The organism is Candidatus Methanoperedens nitratireducens (assembly GCF_000685155.1).
In the GTDB taxonomy this organism is placed as follows: Archaea; Halobacteriota; Methanosarcinia; order Methanosarcinales; family Methanoperedenaceae; genus Methanoperedens; species Methanoperedens nitratireducens.
The window spans coordinates 77,861-94,689 of the sequence record NZ_JMIY01000002.1 but is presented as its reverse complement, the minus strand read 5'-3'; the positions used below and the strand labels follow the sequence as shown (position 1 = coordinate 94,689).

The 16,829-nt window shown below is 41.5% G+C and carries 22 protein-coding genes and 2 pseudogenes; 3 read left to right on the top strand and 21 right to left on the bottom strand.

Annotated elements, in window-relative coordinates:
- Window positions 1-192: 192 nt before the first annotated feature.
- Entirely contained in the window at window positions 193-1,107 is a 915-nt protein-coding gene (locus ANME2D_RS04315; protein ID WP_206741766.1) for a hypothetical protein, read from the top strand.
- Here ANME2D_RS04315 and ANME2D_RS04310 read toward each other — a convergent pair.
- The 11 genes and pseudogenes from ANME2D_RS04310 to ANME2D_RS04260 all read right to left on the bottom strand — a co-directional run.
- Window positions 1,100-1,450: a hypothetical protein gene (locus ANME2D_RS04310; protein WP_048089377.1), complete on the bottom strand. Its 351-nt coding sequence runs from the start codon at window positions 1,448-1,450 to the stop codon at window positions 1,100-1,102. The genes ANME2D_RS04315 and ANME2D_RS04310 overlap by 8 nt on opposite strands.
- Window positions 1,451-1,486: 36 nt before the next feature.
- Window positions 1,487-2,548, bottom strand: a complete 1,062-nt coding sequence (locus ANME2D_RS04305) for a DUF362 domain-containing protein (protein WP_048089376.1) — start codon at window positions 2,546-2,548, stop codon at window positions 1,487-1,489.
- A gap of 55 nt (window positions 2,549-2,603) precedes the next feature.
- The gene (locus ANME2D_RS04300) at window positions 2,604-2,990 is read right to left on the bottom strand and encodes a hypothetical protein (RefSeq protein ID WP_048089375.1); all 387 of its coding nucleotides are present in this window, start codon (window positions 2,988-2,990) and stop codon (window positions 2,604-2,606) included.
- Window positions 2,991-3,312: 322 nt separating this feature from the next.
- The gene (locus ANME2D_RS04295; protein ID WP_052368565.1) at window positions 3,313-3,690 is read right to left on the bottom strand and encodes an OB-fold nucleic acid binding domain-containing protein; all 378 of its coding nucleotides are present in this window, start codon (window positions 3,688-3,690) and stop codon (window positions 3,313-3,315) included.
- A gap of 1 nt (window position 3,691) precedes the next feature.
- Window positions 3,692-4,117, bottom strand: coding sequence for a DUF61 family protein (locus ANME2D_RS04290; RefSeq protein WP_048089374.1), 426 nt, complete (start codon window positions 4,115-4,117; stop codon window positions 3,692-3,694).
- A 2-nt stretch (window positions 4,118-4,119) separates the two neighbouring features.
- The gene (fbp, locus tag ANME2D_RS04285; protein ID WP_048089373.1) at window positions 4,120-5,232 is read right to left on the bottom strand and encodes a fructose-1,6-bisphosphate aldolase/phosphatase; all 1,113 of its coding nucleotides are present in this window, start codon (window positions 5,230-5,232) and stop codon (window positions 4,120-4,122) included.
- A gap of 43 nt (window positions 5,233-5,275) precedes the next feature.
- A complete protein-coding gene (locus tag ANME2D_RS16720) occupies window positions 5,276-6,124 on the bottom strand; it encodes an FKBP-type peptidyl-prolyl cis-trans isomerase (RefSeq protein ID WP_052368564.1) in 849 nt (282 codons plus the stop codon).
- Between the two features lie 81 nt (window positions 6,125-6,205).
- A complete protein-coding gene (locus ANME2D_RS04275; RefSeq protein WP_048089372.1) occupies window positions 6,206-7,255 on the bottom strand; it encodes a DUF362 domain-containing protein in 1,050 nt (349 codons plus the stop codon).
- Between the two features lie 39 nt (window positions 7,256-7,294).
- Window positions 7,295-7,846, bottom strand: a complete 552-nt coding sequence (locus ANME2D_RS16715) for a VanZ family protein (RefSeq protein WP_052368563.1) — start codon at window positions 7,844-7,846, stop codon at window positions 7,295-7,297.
- Window positions 7,797-9,239, bottom strand: a complete 1,443-nt coding sequence (locus ANME2D_RS04265; protein WP_048089371.1) for a hypothetical protein — start codon at window positions 9,237-9,239, stop codon at window positions 7,797-7,799. Before ANME2D_RS04265 ends, ANME2D_RS16715 begins: the two co-directional genes overlap by 50 nt.
- Window positions 9,232-9,606 (bottom strand): annotated as a pseudogene (locus tag ANME2D_RS04260) (DUF1616 domain-containing protein); the annotation flags it as partial. The gene ANME2D_RS04265 and the pseudogene ANME2D_RS04260, both read right to left, overlap by 8 nt.
- Window positions 9,607-9,926: 320 nt before the next feature.
- Between ANME2D_RS04260 and artC the strand changes: the two are divergent.
- Entirely contained in the window at window positions 9,927-10,763 is an 837-nt protein-coding gene (gene artC / locus ANME2D_RS04255; RefSeq protein ID WP_048089369.1) for an archaeosortase C, read from the top strand.
- A gap of 19 nt (window positions 10,764-10,782) precedes the next feature.
- Here the strand turns inward: artC and ANME2D_RS04250 are convergent, their stop codons facing one another.
- Window positions 10,783-11,064, bottom strand: coding sequence for a DUF1699 family protein (locus tag ANME2D_RS04250; RefSeq protein ID WP_052368562.1), 282 nt, complete (start codon window positions 11,062-11,064; stop codon window positions 10,783-10,785).
- A gap of 342 nt (window positions 11,065-11,406) precedes the next feature.
- Between ANME2D_RS04250 and ANME2D_RS04245 the strand changes: the two genes are divergently transcribed.
- Window positions 11,407-11,679 (top strand): DUF4364 family protein, encoded by a 273-nt coding sequence (locus ANME2D_RS04245; RefSeq protein ID WP_157833960.1) that lies wholly within the window; start codon window positions 11,407-11,409, stop codon window positions 11,677-11,679.
- Between the two features lie 524 nt (window positions 11,680-12,203).
- Here the strand turns inward: ANME2D_RS04245 and ANME2D_RS04240 are convergent.
- The 9 genes and pseudogenes from ANME2D_RS04240 to ANME2D_RS04200 form a co-directional block, all read right to left on the bottom strand.
- Window positions 12,204-12,695, bottom strand: a complete 492-nt coding sequence (locus ANME2D_RS04240) for a ferredoxin-thioredoxin reductase catalytic domain-containing protein (protein WP_048089367.1) — start codon at window positions 12,693-12,695, stop codon at window positions 12,204-12,206.
- Window positions 12,692-12,943 carry a glutaredoxin family protein gene (locus tag ANME2D_RS04235; RefSeq protein ID WP_048089366.1) on the bottom strand — a complete coding sequence of 84 codons (252 nt, stop codon included), beginning with the start codon at window positions 12,941-12,943 and terminating at the stop codon, window positions 12,692-12,694. Before ANME2D_RS04235 ends, ANME2D_RS04240 begins: the two co-directional genes overlap by 4 nt.
- Before the next feature lie 6 nt (window positions 12,944-12,949).
- Complete coding sequence (locus tag ANME2D_RS04230; protein ID WP_048089365.1) at window positions 12,950-13,171, bottom strand: DUF2180 family protein; 222 nt, start codon at window positions 13,169-13,171, stop codon at window positions 12,950-12,952.
- Window positions 13,172-13,176: 5 nt separating this feature from the next.
- Complete coding sequence (locus ANME2D_RS04225) at window positions 13,177-13,365, bottom strand: DUF2180 family protein (protein WP_394295692.1); 189 nt, start codon at window positions 13,363-13,365, stop codon at window positions 13,177-13,179.
- Between the two features lie 122 nt (window positions 13,366-13,487).
- A pseudogene (gene mcrC, locus ANME2D_RS04220) lies at window positions 13,488-14,090 on the bottom strand (methyl-coenzyme M reductase I operon protein C); the annotation flags it as partial.
- A gap of 2 nt (window positions 14,091-14,092) precedes the next feature.
- Window positions 14,093-14,512 carry a ferritin-like domain-containing protein gene (locus tag ANME2D_RS04215; RefSeq protein WP_048089362.1) on the bottom strand — a complete coding sequence of 140 codons (420 nt, stop codon included), beginning with the start codon at window positions 14,510-14,512 and terminating at the stop codon, window positions 14,093-14,095.
- Window positions 14,513-14,599: 87 nt separating this feature from the next.
- Window positions 14,600-14,995 (bottom strand): carboxymuconolactone decarboxylase family protein, encoded by a 396-nt coding sequence (locus tag ANME2D_RS04210; RefSeq protein ID WP_048089947.1) that lies wholly within the window; start codon window positions 14,993-14,995, stop codon window positions 14,600-14,602.
- Between the two features lie 28 nt (window positions 14,996-15,023).
- The gene (locus tag ANME2D_RS04205) at window positions 15,024-15,407 is read right to left on the bottom strand and encodes a ferritin family protein (protein ID WP_048089361.1); all 384 of its coding nucleotides are present in this window, start codon (window positions 15,405-15,407) and stop codon (window positions 15,024-15,026) included.
- 131 nt (window positions 15,408-15,538) lie between these two features.
- A complete protein-coding gene (locus ANME2D_RS04200) occupies window positions 15,539-16,705 on the bottom strand; it encodes a homocitrate synthase family protein (protein ID WP_394295694.1) in 1,167 nt (388 codons plus the stop codon).
- Window positions 16,706-16,829: the final 124 nt, after the last annotated feature.

Here is a 16,829-nt window from a genome sequence, read left to right as displayed (position 1 = left end):
TGTAATATTGCGGAGAATGGAGATATGAAAATTCGCAGGACAATTTCTATAGATAAGAGTGACTTGGAAACCTTGAAGCCGTTTTTAAACGCCAGTGATAATAATCTTAGTCTGGCCCTAAGACATCTGATTGACCATTACAGACAAGAGACAAATATGAACAGTATGACCGGTGATCAGCAGAAGATAATTATGCTAAGAAATAAAATTATTGAAAACAGGATAGCAGTGCTTATGCCTGTTCCTCTGATCAGGTGGCTGCTTAAAACGAACCTGGGGGTGCCTCCTCTGGGTATCTTCAGGGTCATCATGGCGAAGTATACAAAGCTGCTGGGAATGGACAGTTTCTCTTTTAATGACTATATCAATATGATCAATAAACATGTCGATATATTTGGATACAAAATAAGCCAGAATATAGAGATGAGTCCTGATCTCAAGAATGTCCGTATCTCATTCGAAGCTGAAGATCCAGATCACCTGAAAAGTACGGTCGTTATCTACTCATGCATGCTGGCCCATCACCCCATCAAATTGAAGATTAGAAAGTTTATGGAATCACCAAACCTCTTCATAATCGACTACGAGCAATGCAACAATGAAGAAGAGGCACACAGGTCAGTAATGGAACATTTCGGATACAACCAGTTGATCTTAGATGAGATCCAGAGTAACTTCCAATTCTGGAGGAACATCACCCGTATCATCAAAGCGGACCACTACGAAGATGTCATTATAAGCAGGGACATTTTACTTCAGCTTTTAAAATACCATGATTTTTCCGAGCAGCTAAACAATCTCATTTCTACCGTATATAGCGTGTCAATTGAGGATACCGATTATCAGCATATCACCGAATTTATTGAGGAAATATGTAAGACGAGTGGATTAATTCATAAAATAGAATATAACGATAATGAGATAAAGATATATCATAAGTTCAATGACGAGGGCGTTATCAATACAATTAATGACACCCTTATCAATACATTGAGAATGTCAGGTCAGAACTTCATGCTCAAGAAAAGCGATAAAATAACAATATTAACTCGAAGCCAACCATTACAGAATCACGTTAATGAAGTTCTTCGCATAGAACCTATTTAGAACCGCGTTTTGAGAACTTTCGTGCTGAAGCATAGCCCAGATAATACCAGAGGGGATACAGGGAGAATAGTAAAATCACTGCAACCAAAGGTACATCTTTCTTGTAAATGCCAGTAATGTTAGAGTGGAACATAAACTCCGAACCGCTCAAGTTGTTGCAGATTACAGGTAAAAAACAGGGGAGAGCATCATAATAAAGCAGCAGGCTGAAAAAGACAAAAGAAAGAACAATGAACAGACTGATGGCAATCCTTACAAGTTTCACAAGCCCCCATTTGTTACCTACGTAATAGAATGCGATGCCTGTAATGAATAGAGCCGGGGGGTCTAATAGAAAACTCATATGATCACCGATCAAACCTGGAATATAAATTGTATATCATAGAATACCCGCTTTATTCAATACCCTAAATATATTAAGAAATATATAACGTACATTCTCTTTGAACCAGCTTTCTTCATATTTTTTCGGAAAAGCCACAGTATCCATTTCTGAACATATATAACCGAGTTTATTTGCTATATCATAAAATTCTTCACCGTAATCCAGTATGTGGGGGGCAAGTATTCCTACATTTTTCCAGTCCTTATATTCTGTGGTGTCTGCATGTGGGAAAATCTCTGGTTTGCCGAAGGTTTCTACAGCAAGCCTCACAAAACTATTTTTCATAGGATCAAGTCCCATTTTCTTTCCACCCACTATATCCACTGCAATTATGTTTTCACCTGCAATGAGAGTTTTAGTGTGGTTGGGTTTATAGTCTGCTTTAAGTCCCAGAATACCATCCGCGGACCAGATACCATCAACTATCCCAAAGTGGACGGGAAATTCTTTGATCATTTCAATTGTGACAATATCTATCTCACGATCCACATGGTACTCGCGGAACTTGTTCTGTTCGGGTGTGGTGCCATAGATGTTTTTTATGGTCAAAGTATAGTAGCAGGAGATGTGGGTTTTATTCTTGGCAAACGAGATTCTAAAATCCGCATCTTTCCAGGTCTTTCCCACCAGATATGTGCCAAGAGAACCTTTGTAAACGTGGGCTACTACATCCATTGTCAGATCTACTATACGGTAATTAATTGGGTTATACCCTGCTTGATCTGCTACATTTAAAACATCTCTGTTTTCAAACCAGTTACCAAATACGTTCTGCGATTCAACAAGCGCTATGTTGGTATAGCCTTTAGCTGCGATTTTATTAATCAGGTGTTCTACGAGCGCTGGCTCTGTAATGACGTTAATATCATTTTTTTTATAATACATCATCAGGTTGGGTTTTACTGCGATAAGAAAATCCTTTTTTGATTTACCTGACTCAACAAAGCGCTTTTCGAGCTTATCCCAGAAACCCGCTTCTTCAAGTACCTGTTCTAGCACAGTAAATCGGTCACTATCATCGTCTTTCTTTGTTATACGTACAACCACATTCTCCATACACATCGCTCCATTATAATTTCCAGATAAGGTGAAGAATTGTGCAAAACTCTATTTAATATTTTAGTATCAGGTATGCCAGCATTACTATTCCAGCAACCAGCGTTATGGCCAGGTCCAGCGGCCAATGGGCTACTATTCGTCCTTCGGGTGGAATATAGACTAATAAATAACCGAACAGGAGTATTGCACCCAGAGCCCTCCATAGCCACATGATAGGTAAAGCCAGCAGGGCTTTACCTGTATCTAATTCTAATGCTTTTGAAAAGCCATCGTAGAGCAGACCCAATCCTGCAATCAGGGTTATCGCAATTACGATTATAATAGTCAATAGATTATTAAACAAATTAGGAACCCAGAATGCGTACGCTACAAGATAAAAACCCGCGAATATACTCCAGAGCCAGCGCATTAGAAAAATCTTTTTTACAAATTCTAACAAACTCTATCAGCTCCATTCGAAACTATCGAGTTTTATTTCACTTCACTATATTTAAATCCTTCGCTTAATTATATAAATTGAATCAAATTACCGATTGGAATCCCTATTTTAAAGTGATTACTAACTATAGCAAATGGATTGAGTTCTTAGATGAGCAGGGATATCCTATAGCCTATTTCTTAAATTCCCGTAATTTATGTTCTATTTTATTAACCGCCGATGAATGTAGATAACCTGCATCTGCATTCATCCACGTTTATCTGCGGTTCTTTATTTACTGTTATTCAAGCACTTAACTATAATAGCAGGAAGCTACTGCCCTTTAGGGCTGAGTAGCTGACAACCTTACAACATCCTTCGCACTCTCCACAACGATCTCCTTTGTATTTTTATATTCCTCAACCTTACCATTTATCCTTACCCTATCCCCTATTTTTACAGAATCATATACTTCCTTTGCCCCATTATTCTTCGGTATGAACACATTGATATTGAGGTTTGAGATTGTCATGATAAGATGATCACCGGTCTTTGTCATCTGTTTTGAGAGTACTGTGCCTTCAACATATACGCGCTCACCAGGCTTTGAATCCTTTGAGTAGGCAGCAGGCTGTGAAGAGAAACCAAGATAGCCTATAGTCAGAGTGAGCACTGCCATGACCAGCAGGACTATTACTATTTTCTCTTCTTTCTGCATCATTTTATATTGTAAACATAAACTGTGTTGTTGTTTCCAGTTCTTTTCGTATTTTCAATAGATGGGGATAGTAGATAATCATATAGTCTTTAATATCCTCCGCATATTTGTCTTTAGATGGCTCATCCCCGTATAAAATCTTTTTAATTATCATACACTCAAGCCTGCCTGAGATTTTTATGCTCCCCCTCTCCATCGAGGCGCTCATCTCAAGATAGAGAGGCAGCCTTAGCCTCCCGCGCTCCTGTTCAGGAACCATAGCTGCAAGTTTTTCAAGTTCTTTTCTATCGAATAAGTGGGTTGAACCGTCCCTGTTTTTTATGCTCGGTTTATCTTCAAGAAGAAGCTCTTTGAGCGTTTTCTTTTTTGCGGGAAGACTTCTGTTGAGGATCTGTATAAAGCGTATGGAGATGTCTTTATCTCCATCCATTATCACTTAATACCTTCAAACCTCTCTTTGAGCTTCTCCATGACCCCGGGCAGTGTTGTGTACTCCATATCCTCAAGAGGAAGCCTATGCGGCTCAAAGGCACCGTGACGGCGCATGTACTCTGTTATCTCCTGCGCTTTTGTGCGTGTATAATCAAAGGCAGGATCATCGAACATATCCACAGGCCCGATCAACCTTCCGTTGCTGAGCTGGAATCCTGCAGCGATAACGCGTGGCGGACCGTCAAAGCGCGTGCACCTTGCATCCTTGAACGAGACAGGCATAAGCGGGCCGTTGTGTGAGCCGCGCATCCATCCGCTCACAAGGTGCGGGAAAGCAAAGGCCTCAAGGATCTCACCCACCGCAGGTAAGCCTGATTGCCCGCGCACCAGTGCTACCGGGTCATCCTTGCCCACGTATTCACCTGCTATCTGGTAGAGCTTCTCTGTGCTCACCGCTGCTGCAGGCTCATCAGATGGAAGCTTTCCACCCTCCTTCGGGAAAACACGCTTTATAACATAGCGGGATTTTGCACCTATGAGTGCAAGCATTGAGTATATCTCCTCAGGTGCATTCATGAAAACACGCTTATGTTCTACTATGTCCCATACTTCGAATCTGAAACCACTGTGGCAGCTCGGATCGATCACCAGTCCGGCAGTGTTCTCAGGAGAAGCGAACATCTTGTATATCGGGAGATTGAACGCCCCGGGTTCTGTTTTATCCATCATGAAAGCGATCAGGGGCTCAGCCTTACGCTCTGTGAACTCAATCTCGGCAGATCCCGGACCCATACCCCGGATGTTGCCTGAGAAAGCATCGCTTAGCAGGTCCTGCCCTGCCCCATAGAGTTTCAGGTCTTTTGCAATCTCTGTAGCAGCCTTAAAGGTATTCCATGCCAGCTCGTGGATTTCGCTGTTGTCGCAGCCTCTTGTGTGGCTCATCAAAAGCTCAAGGTCATCGCCTGCAGCGAGAACGTGATAATCCGCTATAAGCCTGCTATTCTTTGCTTCTTCAAGTTCTTTTTTTGCGGTCTCAATCAGCTCTGGATGCACGCTTGCATGGCCGGGGTAGCCACCCACATCTGCTTTAATTAAACTTACTGTAATTTTCATATATCCCTACTTATTCTAATCCAAAGTAAATCTTTCTATACTATCAGTCGATTGATATCAGAGTCACCTCAAAGATTAATGTCTTACCTGCAAGCTCAGGGTTCTGGTCCATTGTTATAGAGGTTTCATTGAAGTGTATTTTTATCGGACCAAACATGGTTTGAAGCTCTGTATCAGGAATAGCATTATGTCTCAGGGTAATATTCGTATCAGTTACATCAATCACGGTAGTATTCCATGGAGCCTCCTCTAACTGAATTATATCGTCCTTCTTCACATCGGCTCTTGCTGTAATGTTCTTATCGTCAATATTTACTACGGTCTCGTTCCATGGTGCTCCTGAGCCAACAATACTGGATCCAATCGTGAGATCATAGGACAATGATACGTTGGAGGAGATATTCTGGACTGTCAAATTAATGTTAGTCTCCGGGATACTAACATTATCACCAACCGTGTGATTTGGACCAAATATCCTCTCAAACTGGCCAACTGGAAGCTCAAGTTCCTTTGGGAAAGTCCTTGTTACAGGTATTTCCTCGATTATCGGGATGACTTGAATTGCCTCAGGATTAATCGGGCCATAAGCTTCCTCTGGCGGGATATCTAATGTCTTTGTATCTCCGACCTTCATCCCTATCACACCCTCATCAAATCCTGGAATGACTTCCCCTTTTCCAACAGTAAACTGGAGAGGTTTATATTGTCTGCCCTGTGTGTAAATATTATTCTGTTTTGCCACATCCTCAATTGAAGTATCAAAAACCTCTCCATCCTTGATGCTTCCAGTATAATCAACTGAGATTTTATCCCCACTTTTTACTGTTCTCTGATCAACACAGCCGCTGAACAATACTATAGCGGCAAGGAAAAGAATTAAGAATTTTTTCATGACCTCACATAGAGATGATTACGTATAAGTAAATTGCTATTTGAAAACAGGATTAATCATCAGTAATCCCATTCCTGGATCTTATATTGTGTCAGTTATTGTATATTCCCGGCTGCCACATCCTATTTTTTCAGCAGCTTTGATATGTACCCGGGGGTCTATTCCCCACACAGTATGTATTGATCCGCCGTTTGTTTTCATTCTTTCATTGATTAAATCTATCGTTGCTGAGTCTATAGCAACAGGGTCATGTCCGGCGAGTATCCCTATATCCTCAACAAACCTCTCACCTGAAAAATTAAAGCAATCACATCCAGGTGTCAGGTCATACACCCAGTTGATATATCCAATCCGCCCTTTTAGTGCTTTTATCGGTCCAAGTGCTGCCTCGCCTAACCTTTTCTGCATCTTGTCAGTAGCGTCAGGAGGTGGAATGATTGCCTCTTCTGGACAGGTATCTGCACATGATAGTTCACCGCAGCATTTTGAATGATCGATATATGGCGGTGCTATAGCTCCCCACGGGCATATCTCAACGCAAGCACCGCATTGCATACATTTATCAGTGTCAATGGAAGGCCTGCCCACCTCATGGATCTTTATCTTGCCTGCCCGATCAAGACATCCCATGCCCAGATGTTTCACCGCTGCACCGAATCCTGAGCCAGGGTGACCCTTACCATGTGATATCACTATCATTGAATCTGCCTCTGCAATGGCAGATGCAACCGTGATGCTCTCAAGCACTTCTCCGTTGATCTGTACTTCTTTTGCATCATTCCCCCTTAAACCATCTGCCACAATAAACGGGGCGTTCATGCTTGCATGAGTAAAACCGTTCATAGCAGCACCATTTATCAGGTCAGCAGCGTTAAGTTTCATACCCCTGTATAACGTGGTGGTATCCGTAACAAAAGGTATCCCTCCGGCTTTTATCACAAGATCAACGACAGTTCTCACAATTACCGGTCTTATGTGGGTTGTATTTCCGTATTCTCCAGGATGTATTTTTATCGCCACGATATCCCCCTGCTTCAGCGGCGAAATATAAGGAAAGATCTTTTTTATCTGCTCAGGCTGATTATCTTCCGGTCTTGTGATTTTTGCACTTTTGAATATTATTTTACTCAAAGCTATCACTTTAATCTAATTTTCTCGCCTCTATTTATACTATTCAGAAAGCTTCCAGAATCCTGTCCATACGTGTGAGAATATGGCTATGATTGCATAGGCTATAAGAATTATGACCTGTGCTAATATCAATCCTGTTATATCTGCCACCAGATCCATTATACTGGAGGTTCTTCCATCAACAAACATCTGGTGGAACTCATCACTTGCCCCGTACAGTAACCCGATGAGTAAAGCAAGAATCACGGCCCTGCTGATAGTATTATGCATGCTCCTCATGGTCAGAAAAAGTAAAATCCCAAACCCGAAATAGAGCAGGATATGAGCAACCTTATCTGGCTGTTTTATTAGAGGATAGAGGGGTGCAAGCAGTATTAAATAATCGCTATGATTCGGGGAACGAATAGAACTATTAAACAGAATAAGCAACTCCTCAGGAATCCTGAGGTCGGATAGTGAGGACAGGTAGAATATCAAAAAGGCATATAGAATTGTGAGACTGAGGAATATTTTGAATATTAGTCCCGTGCGCTTTCCTTGATCATACGATCCCTTCAATTTTTTTATATATGTTAAAAGCTTCGGAATCATAAACCACATCCTTAATTATAACCGACCCATCATTATTCTCATCCAGGGTCTGTATCCAGGATTCTCCGATCTTCTTAATACCCTGCGATACAAGAATATCTATAAAAGAAGGTGTACTTGTAAATATTGCTTTACTAATATCTATCGATGTGCTTATATTTTTATGATCCCCATCGTATTTCTTTATCTCATTCTTCTTCCCCTTCTCTCTTGCATCTGCTGCTCTTTCCTCAAGCTCTTTTCTTTTATCTTTTATCGTCCTGGTTATATCCTCTATTAAAATATTAGCTCTCTTAATCCCGCAAATCCTTGCAAGCTCAGTCAAAGCTGCTTCATGGGCAGGGCCTGTATAGTAATCCCTGCCCTTCCATGAGATTGTAACTGGCAGGTTGAACCCATACCTCCGTGAGATATTATCTGAGATCTTGCTGTATTCAAGCCATCCACCTGTTCCAGAAATAAATATATGGGTTCCCATACCCTCAGAAAAAATAACATTTCTGGCTACAGCGTTCGGGCTCAAATCTTTGAATACATCTTTTAGCTTATTCAGGTCTATCTCATGCTTTTTAGTACAAATCCTGCATATGCCTGTTGCATACCCCTGATTGAGCATGACCTGAACCTTAGCACCGCATGGGCAGTGGTACCAGAAGGGCAAAGAATCCGTGTCGCAAAGCGGTATATCCAGATGATGGTGCTCTATGGAACTATTGTAAATGCTGTTGTACTGCCCCGGGTCTGAGATAATATCATTCCACCGCTCTATGAATATTCCTTTTCTTTGAATATCTGAATACCTGAAGAAGCTCACGTTAAGAGCAAGTTTATTACTTATTTTTGATATGAAGAATGCATTTATATCAGAGAAATTTTTTGCTCTTTTATAGCAATCCTCCAGAGTCTCTATTATATCAGTCAGTCTCAGTTCTGTATCTGGGGTGATTGGATATCTTTTATAATGAGAGGATATTTTTTGTACTGCTCTCTCCCACTCATCTTCCGTGGGCTTCATAAGATAATCAAATCTTTTCCATACATCCCTCTCTGTGATCTTAAAGCCAAGCCTTTCATATCCAAGCTTGTTAAATGCAGGAAACTTATTCTGGGTGAGAAGCTTTGTTGTGCACAGGTTGTAATCAGAGAATCCAAAGAGGGCTATCGCATCTCTGCCTTTATCATTAGCTCTTTTCCTGCAGAGATGAAGCATGAATATTTTTTTTAAAAGTCCTGCATGAGGAAGGAAGTTAGGCTGGTGGCCTGATTCAATAACCAGGGTCTTTTTATCTGGAGAGGAATATTTGAAATCTATCTCTGCGTCGTGACTGAAATCCTCAGTGATCTTGAGGATTAATTCTATATTTGAGAGCTGGCTTCTATTAAGCTCAGGCATGCCACCTCAGTCTAATTACCCTGATGATCTTATCCATGTAGCCTAAAGTCCTTTTAACTATTGTTTGCTTTAATCTCCTGTTGATCATGTACAGGTGTACCTTCCATACGAGTAGAGACAGGAGTATAAGAGCAACAATTGTTACTACTATGTTTGAAGGCGTGGTGTCTATGCCAAGCATCAGGTCGATGAAAAGTACAGAGAATATAACACCTGCTATACTGAGCACAAAAGAGAGGGCAATCCTCTCATCGCCAGCTATATCTTCATTTTTGGGGAAAAAAGCCCAGCTTAAAGCATATCCTGAAACAAATAATATAAGGACTAGGCCTACAACTACCCTTACCAACTCCACAATCATTATAGCTCTAAATGTTACTACTAATTAATAGATTTTTGCATATCACAGGTATCTCCATAAAATTTCTAAGTTTCTTCAATGGGCATCATCGAAGCTTTGCCGACCAATGAATGACTCACCTAAATATATACAGCAAAAGAGCAGAAACTATTTCTATGATAATCTCTATTGAAGAGATAGGATTGGGGAACATATCCAAAATGGAGTGATTAATATAAAAAGGAATATATTATCTAATTCTGTAATGGTAATAGCAGTGTATCTGAAAAGTGTGGGGAATATATTGTATTCAGGTGACTGGGAATCATTCGACCTGATATAAAAGTATGAATCTTAAAAATCCTTCCTTTCTTCTGGTACTATTTATAACGTTCCTCATAGCATCCTATGTTGAGCTTACTTTTGGTGGCTTTGGAAGCTCAGGCTACCTGGCTCTTGTTTTTTTTATAATTGCATTAATTATTCTTGCTAAGCTTAAGGGAACAGGAGAGACAAGGTTGAAGCCCTCAAAAAAACTTTCACTGCTGGGAGGCTTTATAATAATAGCTGATATTATTTATAATGTCAGGGCAGGCTCTGATTTCCAGACCCTGGATACCATGCTCATATTCCTGGGAATATCCCTGATCTCACTTAACATAAAAAATAGCAGCATCAGCAATATGGGTGAATTTGGCGCTTATTTTTCCTCTATCTTCCTTCTATTGTTTATAAGTGTATATGCCATGCCCTCTCGTCTGGGCTCAAATATATATGATGATTATGGCTACTATGCAACAACCCTGCCAGCATTATTTATACTCCGCTCTATGGATATTTCTCTGCATATGGATTCTCTTGTCACATTCCATGTATACGGAATAGAGGATATATATTATAAAATAGACCTGGGATGCTTTGGCTTCTATTCTATGATCCTTATAATAAGTACTGTTTTTGCATACAGGCTCACTTCACCCAGGAAGAACCACTCCCACAGCATAATAAAAATAACTGTGGTACTGATTATTGCCTCCTATCTGGCAAACCTGTTCAGGATAATAAGCCTGGTGTCTATAGGTTATTACTACGGCCTTGAGACCATGCAGATATTCCATACCTTCCTGGGATGGGCACTTTTTGCAGCTATAGTCCTGCCTATAGCATATTTTTATTTGAGGTAATATCTTATGAAATATTGAGTTAAACCTCTATCTCTGCGAATCTATCAATATCTGTCCTGTGGCCCCAGATATCCCCCATAATCAATTTTACATTGCTTAAATTTAAAAACATTTTTGTTGTGTTCGAAATTGTCTTGTGATATGAGGAAGGCAACTGAATCCTTTTAAGCTTCGGGCATCTCTTAACAAGTTCAAGGATGTTTTTTTCAGATGGCCTAAAGCAAAAATGTACGTTCTCCTCACCCGTATTAAGATCTGCGAGGTCTTTTTCAGAGCCTATAATTCTGAAAACTTCTTTCATATTATATCTATCTGTGGTACTACTATTTATATTTTTTTACTTTTTCAGCACTTCTGCAGGTATGACAGTACTTGCGGAAGTATTGCAAAAAGGTATTTATAGAACTGCGACCCTATCTTATATATAAGGAGTTGATAAGGAGTTGTTAACTCTCGGATAACATGAAATAGCATTCGGTAAGCTAATTATCCTGCAGAGGAATAACTTTTACAATGGATGCATCTGCAGGATGTTCCATATACGTGGGTGATACTGTCATCCAGGAGAGATGCAATTATAGAGCATGTACAATAATGGGAAATATGGTGATTCGGAAGATAAGAAGATGGGGAGATAGATGCGGTGGTAAAGAAAAGAAGCAGATGGGAACTCATTTACGACTTGCTTAAGGTAACACTTGAGGAGAGAAGTGCTAAAAAGACACGGATCATGCAAAGGGCGTATCTTGATTGGAGAAACTTCCAGAAATATTTCAAATTATTATTAGAAAAGGGTTTTATAGCAAAATGCAATAATCCTGAGGACAGTTATGAGATCACAGAAAAGGGAATGGAGTTGCTGGAAAGATTGAAAAATGTGGATGAGATAAGGACTGTAGGTGAAATGTTAGGATAAGAATCCTCAGGTAGTTCACTATATGTATCTTGCATATGTTAAGGCATATGCTCTTGTTTCTTAAGAGTATTTATCCATAATACTCTTATATGTATATGTGGGTAATCGCCTGCGCTTTGGCGGGATTACGGGAAAACGGGAATAGGCTGGTCGTTCATAGTAAGCATGGTGACAGGCACATCGGAGGGGGAGTATGGGCCATTGGAATAAGTAAATAAGGGCTGCAGAGCAGCACAGAATTCCTTCCAATCCGTAGTGCCTATTACCATTGCTTTTAACAACTGGAACCTGGAATATGATGCCGAACTGAATGGCGTCAAAGTGACTACAGATCGCAGATCGGTGGAATCTGAACATTAGATGCGCCTATCCAGTGGACGGGAGCTATGCTCTTTCGGGAGGAAAGAGGAGTGGTGGGGTAGTTCCCGGCCAGTTTATTCCCCATCTTCAGAGCGATTTATGCAATAGCAGCGCAAGGTTAGAGGGTTTTCCTTTTCCTCCTTAGCCCTCAACTTTGCAATGCTTTATCCAATCTCGAAAGTCTCAAACCTCTCTTTCTTTGCCCTGCAGACCGGACAAAGATCGGGCGGTTCTTCCCTTGCGCAGAGATAACCGCATACCATGCACCTGTAAACCTGAACCATCTCTTTTCCTCCTGCTCCTTTTTGCTCTAATATACTCGGATAACCTCTCTCATAATACTCCTGGGGGCGCCGCTCAGGTATCGGATCGTGTTTTCTATCTGCCCAATCATCGCTCACATACAGCACGCATAAGCAGCAGCCATATTCCTCCAGATCTGGATCACGATAGTTGCACGGGCAGATCATATCCATATCATCTGCAAGCATACCGCTTGCGATCCTGCAGGGACATGAGGGATAGCCATACCTGTGCTCGTTCTCCCAGAGCCCCTGAAGGATATCATCTAACTCTTCTTTGACAGGATTGAACTGGTAGTCTTCCTCATCTGCTATTTTCTTCATCCCGGCGAACATTTCTTCAATAGTTCTCATAAACCCAGGGCCTCTCTCAATTTATTCTCGTAGAACCCTACTATTACCTTATCGCCGATTACGATGGTCGGGAATCTCAATCCTCCGCTTATTTTAATTACTTCTGAACTAACCTCTTCTTTTTCCTTACCACCTAATTTATCAACATCAACATAGTCGTACTCGATCCCATTTGCTTTTAAAAACCGCTTTGCTGCCCTGCAATGCATGCAGGTGCTGAGCGTATAGAGTTTTGGCTTTATCCCCATGGCTTTCTATTCACATGCCCCGGGCATCAAAATATTCCCGCATTCGCTGCATACGAACCTTGGTAGACCCTTTTTCAGGACCTTGACAGGCGCAGGGTACCCTCCTTCCCATATCGGAAGATCTATACGCTTGGCATGTTCAATACATAGTCCCATGCCGCACATTATACATACTGAGACCGCTTCATTTTTAACATTGTTTTCTGCACAAAGGTAACATCTCAACATAGCAATCACCAGTTCTCTTTGAGAGCCTCATGACAGGGCTGGCACAGGATTCGTCTTACGTTTTCTAGATCCTTCTCAAGCCTTACGGGATAATCGCCCCTCCATACAGGCGTTATTTCCCTGATAGCATGTTCCATGCATACACCCATTCCGCATACTATACAGACAGCCACTGCATCTTCATTTTTTCCCATTTTAGCGCACAAATAACATTTCAAATTATTCACTCTCCGCCAGGCTCTTCATCCGGTGCCAGAAGCCCTTCACTTATCAATAAATCGCTTCTGACCGCATGTGTTTCCTCAGCTTTAGTGCTCAATACATAGCGGATATTCTTGGCCAATTCATTAAGTTTTATCCTTGAACAGGTCTCGCCCCTGGTTATTCCGCTCACTATAGCGACTACAGTTCCTTCAGTCTCAGGGTTCTTAGGTCTTACGAATTTTGTCCTGATCCCTGCTTTTGCGAAATCCTCAAAATCAATGGGATACTCACAGGCAATGACAGCAGGTATGTTGATATACTTTAAAATTTTTTTTGTCTTAAAAATAATGTGGGAATTGACATTCCCCATATGTAACAATACAAGTCTGTGCCTTGCGATCTGTTCAATCTCTTTTGCAGTCAGACCGAATGAAGCTCCATAGCCCCTTGATGAGGTGGATGAACCGACCTCATCCATTGGAATGCCAGCTCCTGCCTCAAGCACAAGAACACTTACCTGTATACCTTCTCTTCTCAATCCCTGTGTTATCTCGCATACAGGCTTGGTGATATGCCGCCGGCCTGGTGTCATAGCGATCGCAACAACATCAGGCCTTGCAGCCTCAGATAGTGTCCCGCGCTGTGCCAGACCTCCTCCGCGGCCAAGCCCCATTGCCTCTCTGCAATCTACCAGTTGTGTTTCTCTTCCAAACATTTTTATTTCTTAACTCCAAGTACTGTTTCCCACGTATTAGCGTGGTCTTCTTCTTCTTTTAGGATCTGTTCAAGCATAACCCTTGTCGTGATATCGCCCTCTTCAGCGGCTAATTTAATATGCTCTTTATATTGTTTGATTGCTGTATTCTCCTTTGCAAGGTCATCCTGGATCATTTTCCTCAAGTCGCCGCCCTCTGCTATATGGGATACACTCTTTGTCGGGACTCCGCCCAGGTAGTTGATGCGCTCACCCAGACTCTCAGCATGCCTCATCTCGGCTATAGCGATTTCTCTCTCTTTATCAAGGATCTCCGGGCTCTCCATCCCCTGGCCCTCATAATGATGCTTCATATACTGTATTATGGCACTCAGTTCTTGTTCACGGTCTTTGTTCAATGCATCTATTATTTTTTCGTTCATAACTCCTCCCTCAAATTAATCTCATTGATAACTCAATGAACAATAATCCAATGAACATGAAAGTATTTTAACTTTTTTTAGCCCTCTTCATTTTCTTCTGCCAGGCACGCAGCCATGACCGTCATGTCCTTTTTCACCCTGTAGCAGGTTCAGGGCTTTTCTGCACGCAGCTACACCCGGCGCTCCTGATGTGATAAAAATTACGTTCATTGTTTCCATTATCTCTTCTTTCGTGGCTCCGTGGTTCAACGCACTCCTCAACTGGGATTCGCAGCAGGGCTCACATCTTTGTGATGCCATTACTGCCAGAGACATCAGTACCTTTATTTTTGCGGGAAGAGCGCCATCCTGCTGTATGCCGTCATCACATTTTTTATAATGTTCAAACAGTTCGGGGTTCATCTCACCCATCATATTCATGATCTCAGGGGTAAATCCCATTTTTTCGTCTATGCTTCGAATCACTTTTTTGGGTTCCATAATAAGCACCTAACTATTGATTGGTTATCAATTACTTAATCTTTTCCTGTAATTTTAAGAGCATTTTTCTTATTACCTCTTTATGGCTGCGCTCACTGTGCATCGACCACGTAAAAATCCTGAAAGCATTTTCTTCCCCCTCAGAAAGTGCAACTCTTGCGGCCTCTTCTTTATCTTTTTCTTCCTTTATCTCCCCTTCCAGCATAATCTCAAGGTTTGATCTCGTATCCTTTATCTTTCCAAGAAGTAGTGCAAACTCGGCTGCGTGCCATGCCTCATCCATGGCAATCTGCCGCAGGTACTGCGCAACCTCAGGATGTCCCTCCTCATCAGCTCTTTGCGACATTGCAAGGTACAGGGCAACCTCGTTGGACTCAGATTCAAAGGTTTTTTCCATGATTTTTAATATCTGCATTTTTCCACCTTAATGCTACGTTTTGGTTCGTTGGTGTAATCGAATATCACTAACTCCCCCTTGCTGTTATTTAGTATCTCATATATAATAAACAATGTGGTTTTTAGTTGTGTGGATTACTTAAAAGCAGATCATTCAAGTTCACTTATAAACTCACTCAACCTATCGCATGTAACCTTTCTCTTGGCCTCGCCGCATTTTTTGACCTTATCCAGAAGGACGCACATCTGCTCATTCGTAAGATCGTAACCCATTTTCTGCACAACACCTTTTAATGCCTTGCTGCCTGTATGCTTACCTACGATTATTTCCCGCTTTGCGCCCACCATCTCAGGGGCAAATAGTTCATAGGTCATGGGTTCTTCAAGAACAGCAGCCACATGTATCCCTGATTCGTGTGAAAAGGCATTCGCCCCCACAATCGGCTTTATCCTGGGGACCGGAATACCAGAGTACTGTTCAACCAGTCCTGACAGTTCCACGATCTGGCTTATATCGTATCTCTCTATACCGTACTGCACGCGCAGGCTCACAAGCAGTTCCTCAAGTGAGGCATTTCCGCACCTCTCTCCGATTCCATTGATAGTGGTATGGAGCTGAAAAGCTCCTGCTTCGGCTCCACTGATGGTATTTGCAACAGCCATACCCAGATCGTTGTGGCAGTGGATACATACCTTTGTTCTGATTGTTTTTTTAATCTCGCTGACAAGGTAGAATGCTGTGCGGGGACTCAATATCCCTACAGTATCCGCAATGCTGACGTAATCTGCGCCATGCTCTTCGGCCGATTTAAAAATGGATTTTAAGATGTTGATATCCGTACGTGTAGCATCCTCAGCAGCAAACCTGACTGTAAGACCATGATCTTTTGCATAATCAAGTACATCAAGGGCACAGGATTTTGCTTCCTCGAACGTCTTATGGTATTTATACTTCAGGTGCAGATCAGATGTTGCAATAAAGATGCTCACAAAATCAACATCGCACCGAAGCGCAACATCAATATCTTTCGCCACTGAACGTGCAAGACAGCATATCCTGGCATCGAGTCCAAGATGCGCTATCTCCCTTACTGTAGCTTCCTCTTCCTCTGAAACCACAGGAAAGCCTGCCTCGATTGCCTCTATTCCAATACTATCCAGTTTTTCTGCTATAACAATTTTCTCTTCTCTACTGAAGACTACACCAGGCGTTTGTTCACCGTCTCTTAGAGTAACATCACATATCTCGATATCATCCGGTTTTGGATTAATGAATTGCATCAGGCTGTTTTTAGAGTAATTGGACATATTTATCAGGGTTCATAAACCATGTTTAATCATTACTTATATCTTTGCATTTTTTTATGTATGGAAATCCATTTCCTATCTTATAACCATATTCCCAATCAATCCACAGTACTGCAAATGTGCTCTTATTTGG

Bases quoted from the DNA above. Each gene is read 5' to 3' on its own strand.
- ANME2D_RS04315 (WP_206741766.1), top strand. From the start codon at position 193: ATGCTAAGAAATAAAATTATTGAAAACAGGATAGCAGTGCTTATGCCT.
- ANME2D_RS04310 (WP_048089377.1), bottom strand. From the start codon at position 1,450: ATGAGTTTTCTATTAGACCCCCCGGCTCTATTCATTACAGGCATCGCA.
- ANME2D_RS04305 (WP_048089376.1), bottom strand. From the start codon at position 2,548: ATGGAGAATGTGGTTGTACGTATAACAAAGAAAGACGATGATAGTGAC.
- ANME2D_RS04295 (WP_052368565.1), bottom strand. From the start codon at position 3,690: ATGATGCAGAAAGAAGAGAAAATAGTAATAGTCCTGCTGGTCATGGCA.
- ANME2D_RS04290 (WP_048089374.1), bottom strand. From the start codon at position 4,117: ATGGATGGAGATAAAGACATCTCCATACGCTTTATACAGATCCTCAAC.
- fbp (WP_048089373.1), bottom strand. From the start codon at position 5,232: ATGAAAATTACAGTAAGTTTAATTAAAGCAGATGTGGGTGGCTACCCC.
- ANME2D_RS16720 (WP_052368564.1), bottom strand. From the start codon at position 6,124: ATGAAAAAATTCTTAATTCTTTTCCTTGCCGCTATAGTATTGTTCAGC.
- ANME2D_RS16715 (WP_052368563.1), bottom strand. From the start codon at position 7,846: ATGATTCCGAAGCTTTTAACATATATAAAAAAATTGAAGGGATCGTAT.
- ANME2D_RS04265 (WP_048089371.1), bottom strand. From the start codon at position 9,239: ATGCCTGAGCTTAATAGAAGCCAGCTCTCAAATATAGAATTAATCCTC.
- artC (WP_048089369.1), top strand. From the start codon at position 9,927: ATGAATCTTAAAAATCCTTCCTTTCTTCTGGTACTATTTATAACGTTC.
- ANME2D_RS04250 (WP_052368562.1), bottom strand. From the start codon at position 11,064: ATGAAAGAAGTTTTCAGAATTATAGGCTCTGAAAAAGACCTCGCAGAT.
- ANME2D_RS04240 (WP_048089367.1), bottom strand. From the start codon at position 12,695: ATGAGAACTATTGAAGAAATGTTCGCCGGGATGAAGAAAATAGCAGAT.
- ANME2D_RS04235 (WP_048089366.1), bottom strand. From the start codon at position 12,943: ATGGGGATAAAGCCAAAACTCTATACGCTCAGCACCTGCATGCATTGC.
- ANME2D_RS04230 (WP_048089365.1), bottom strand. From the start codon at position 13,171: ATGTTGAGATGTTACCTTTGTGCAGAAAACAATGTTAAAAATGAAGCG.
- ANME2D_RS04225 (WP_394295692.1), bottom strand. From the start codon at position 13,365: ATGGGAAAAAATGAAGATGCAGTGGCTGTCTGTATAGTATGCGGAATG.
- ANME2D_RS04215 (WP_048089362.1), bottom strand. From the start codon at position 14,512: ATGAACGAAAAAATAATAGATGCATTGAACAAAGACCGTGAACAAGAA.
- ANME2D_RS04205 (WP_048089361.1), bottom strand. From the start codon at position 15,407: ATGCAGATATTAAAAATCATGGAAAAAACCTTTGAATCTGAGTCCAAC.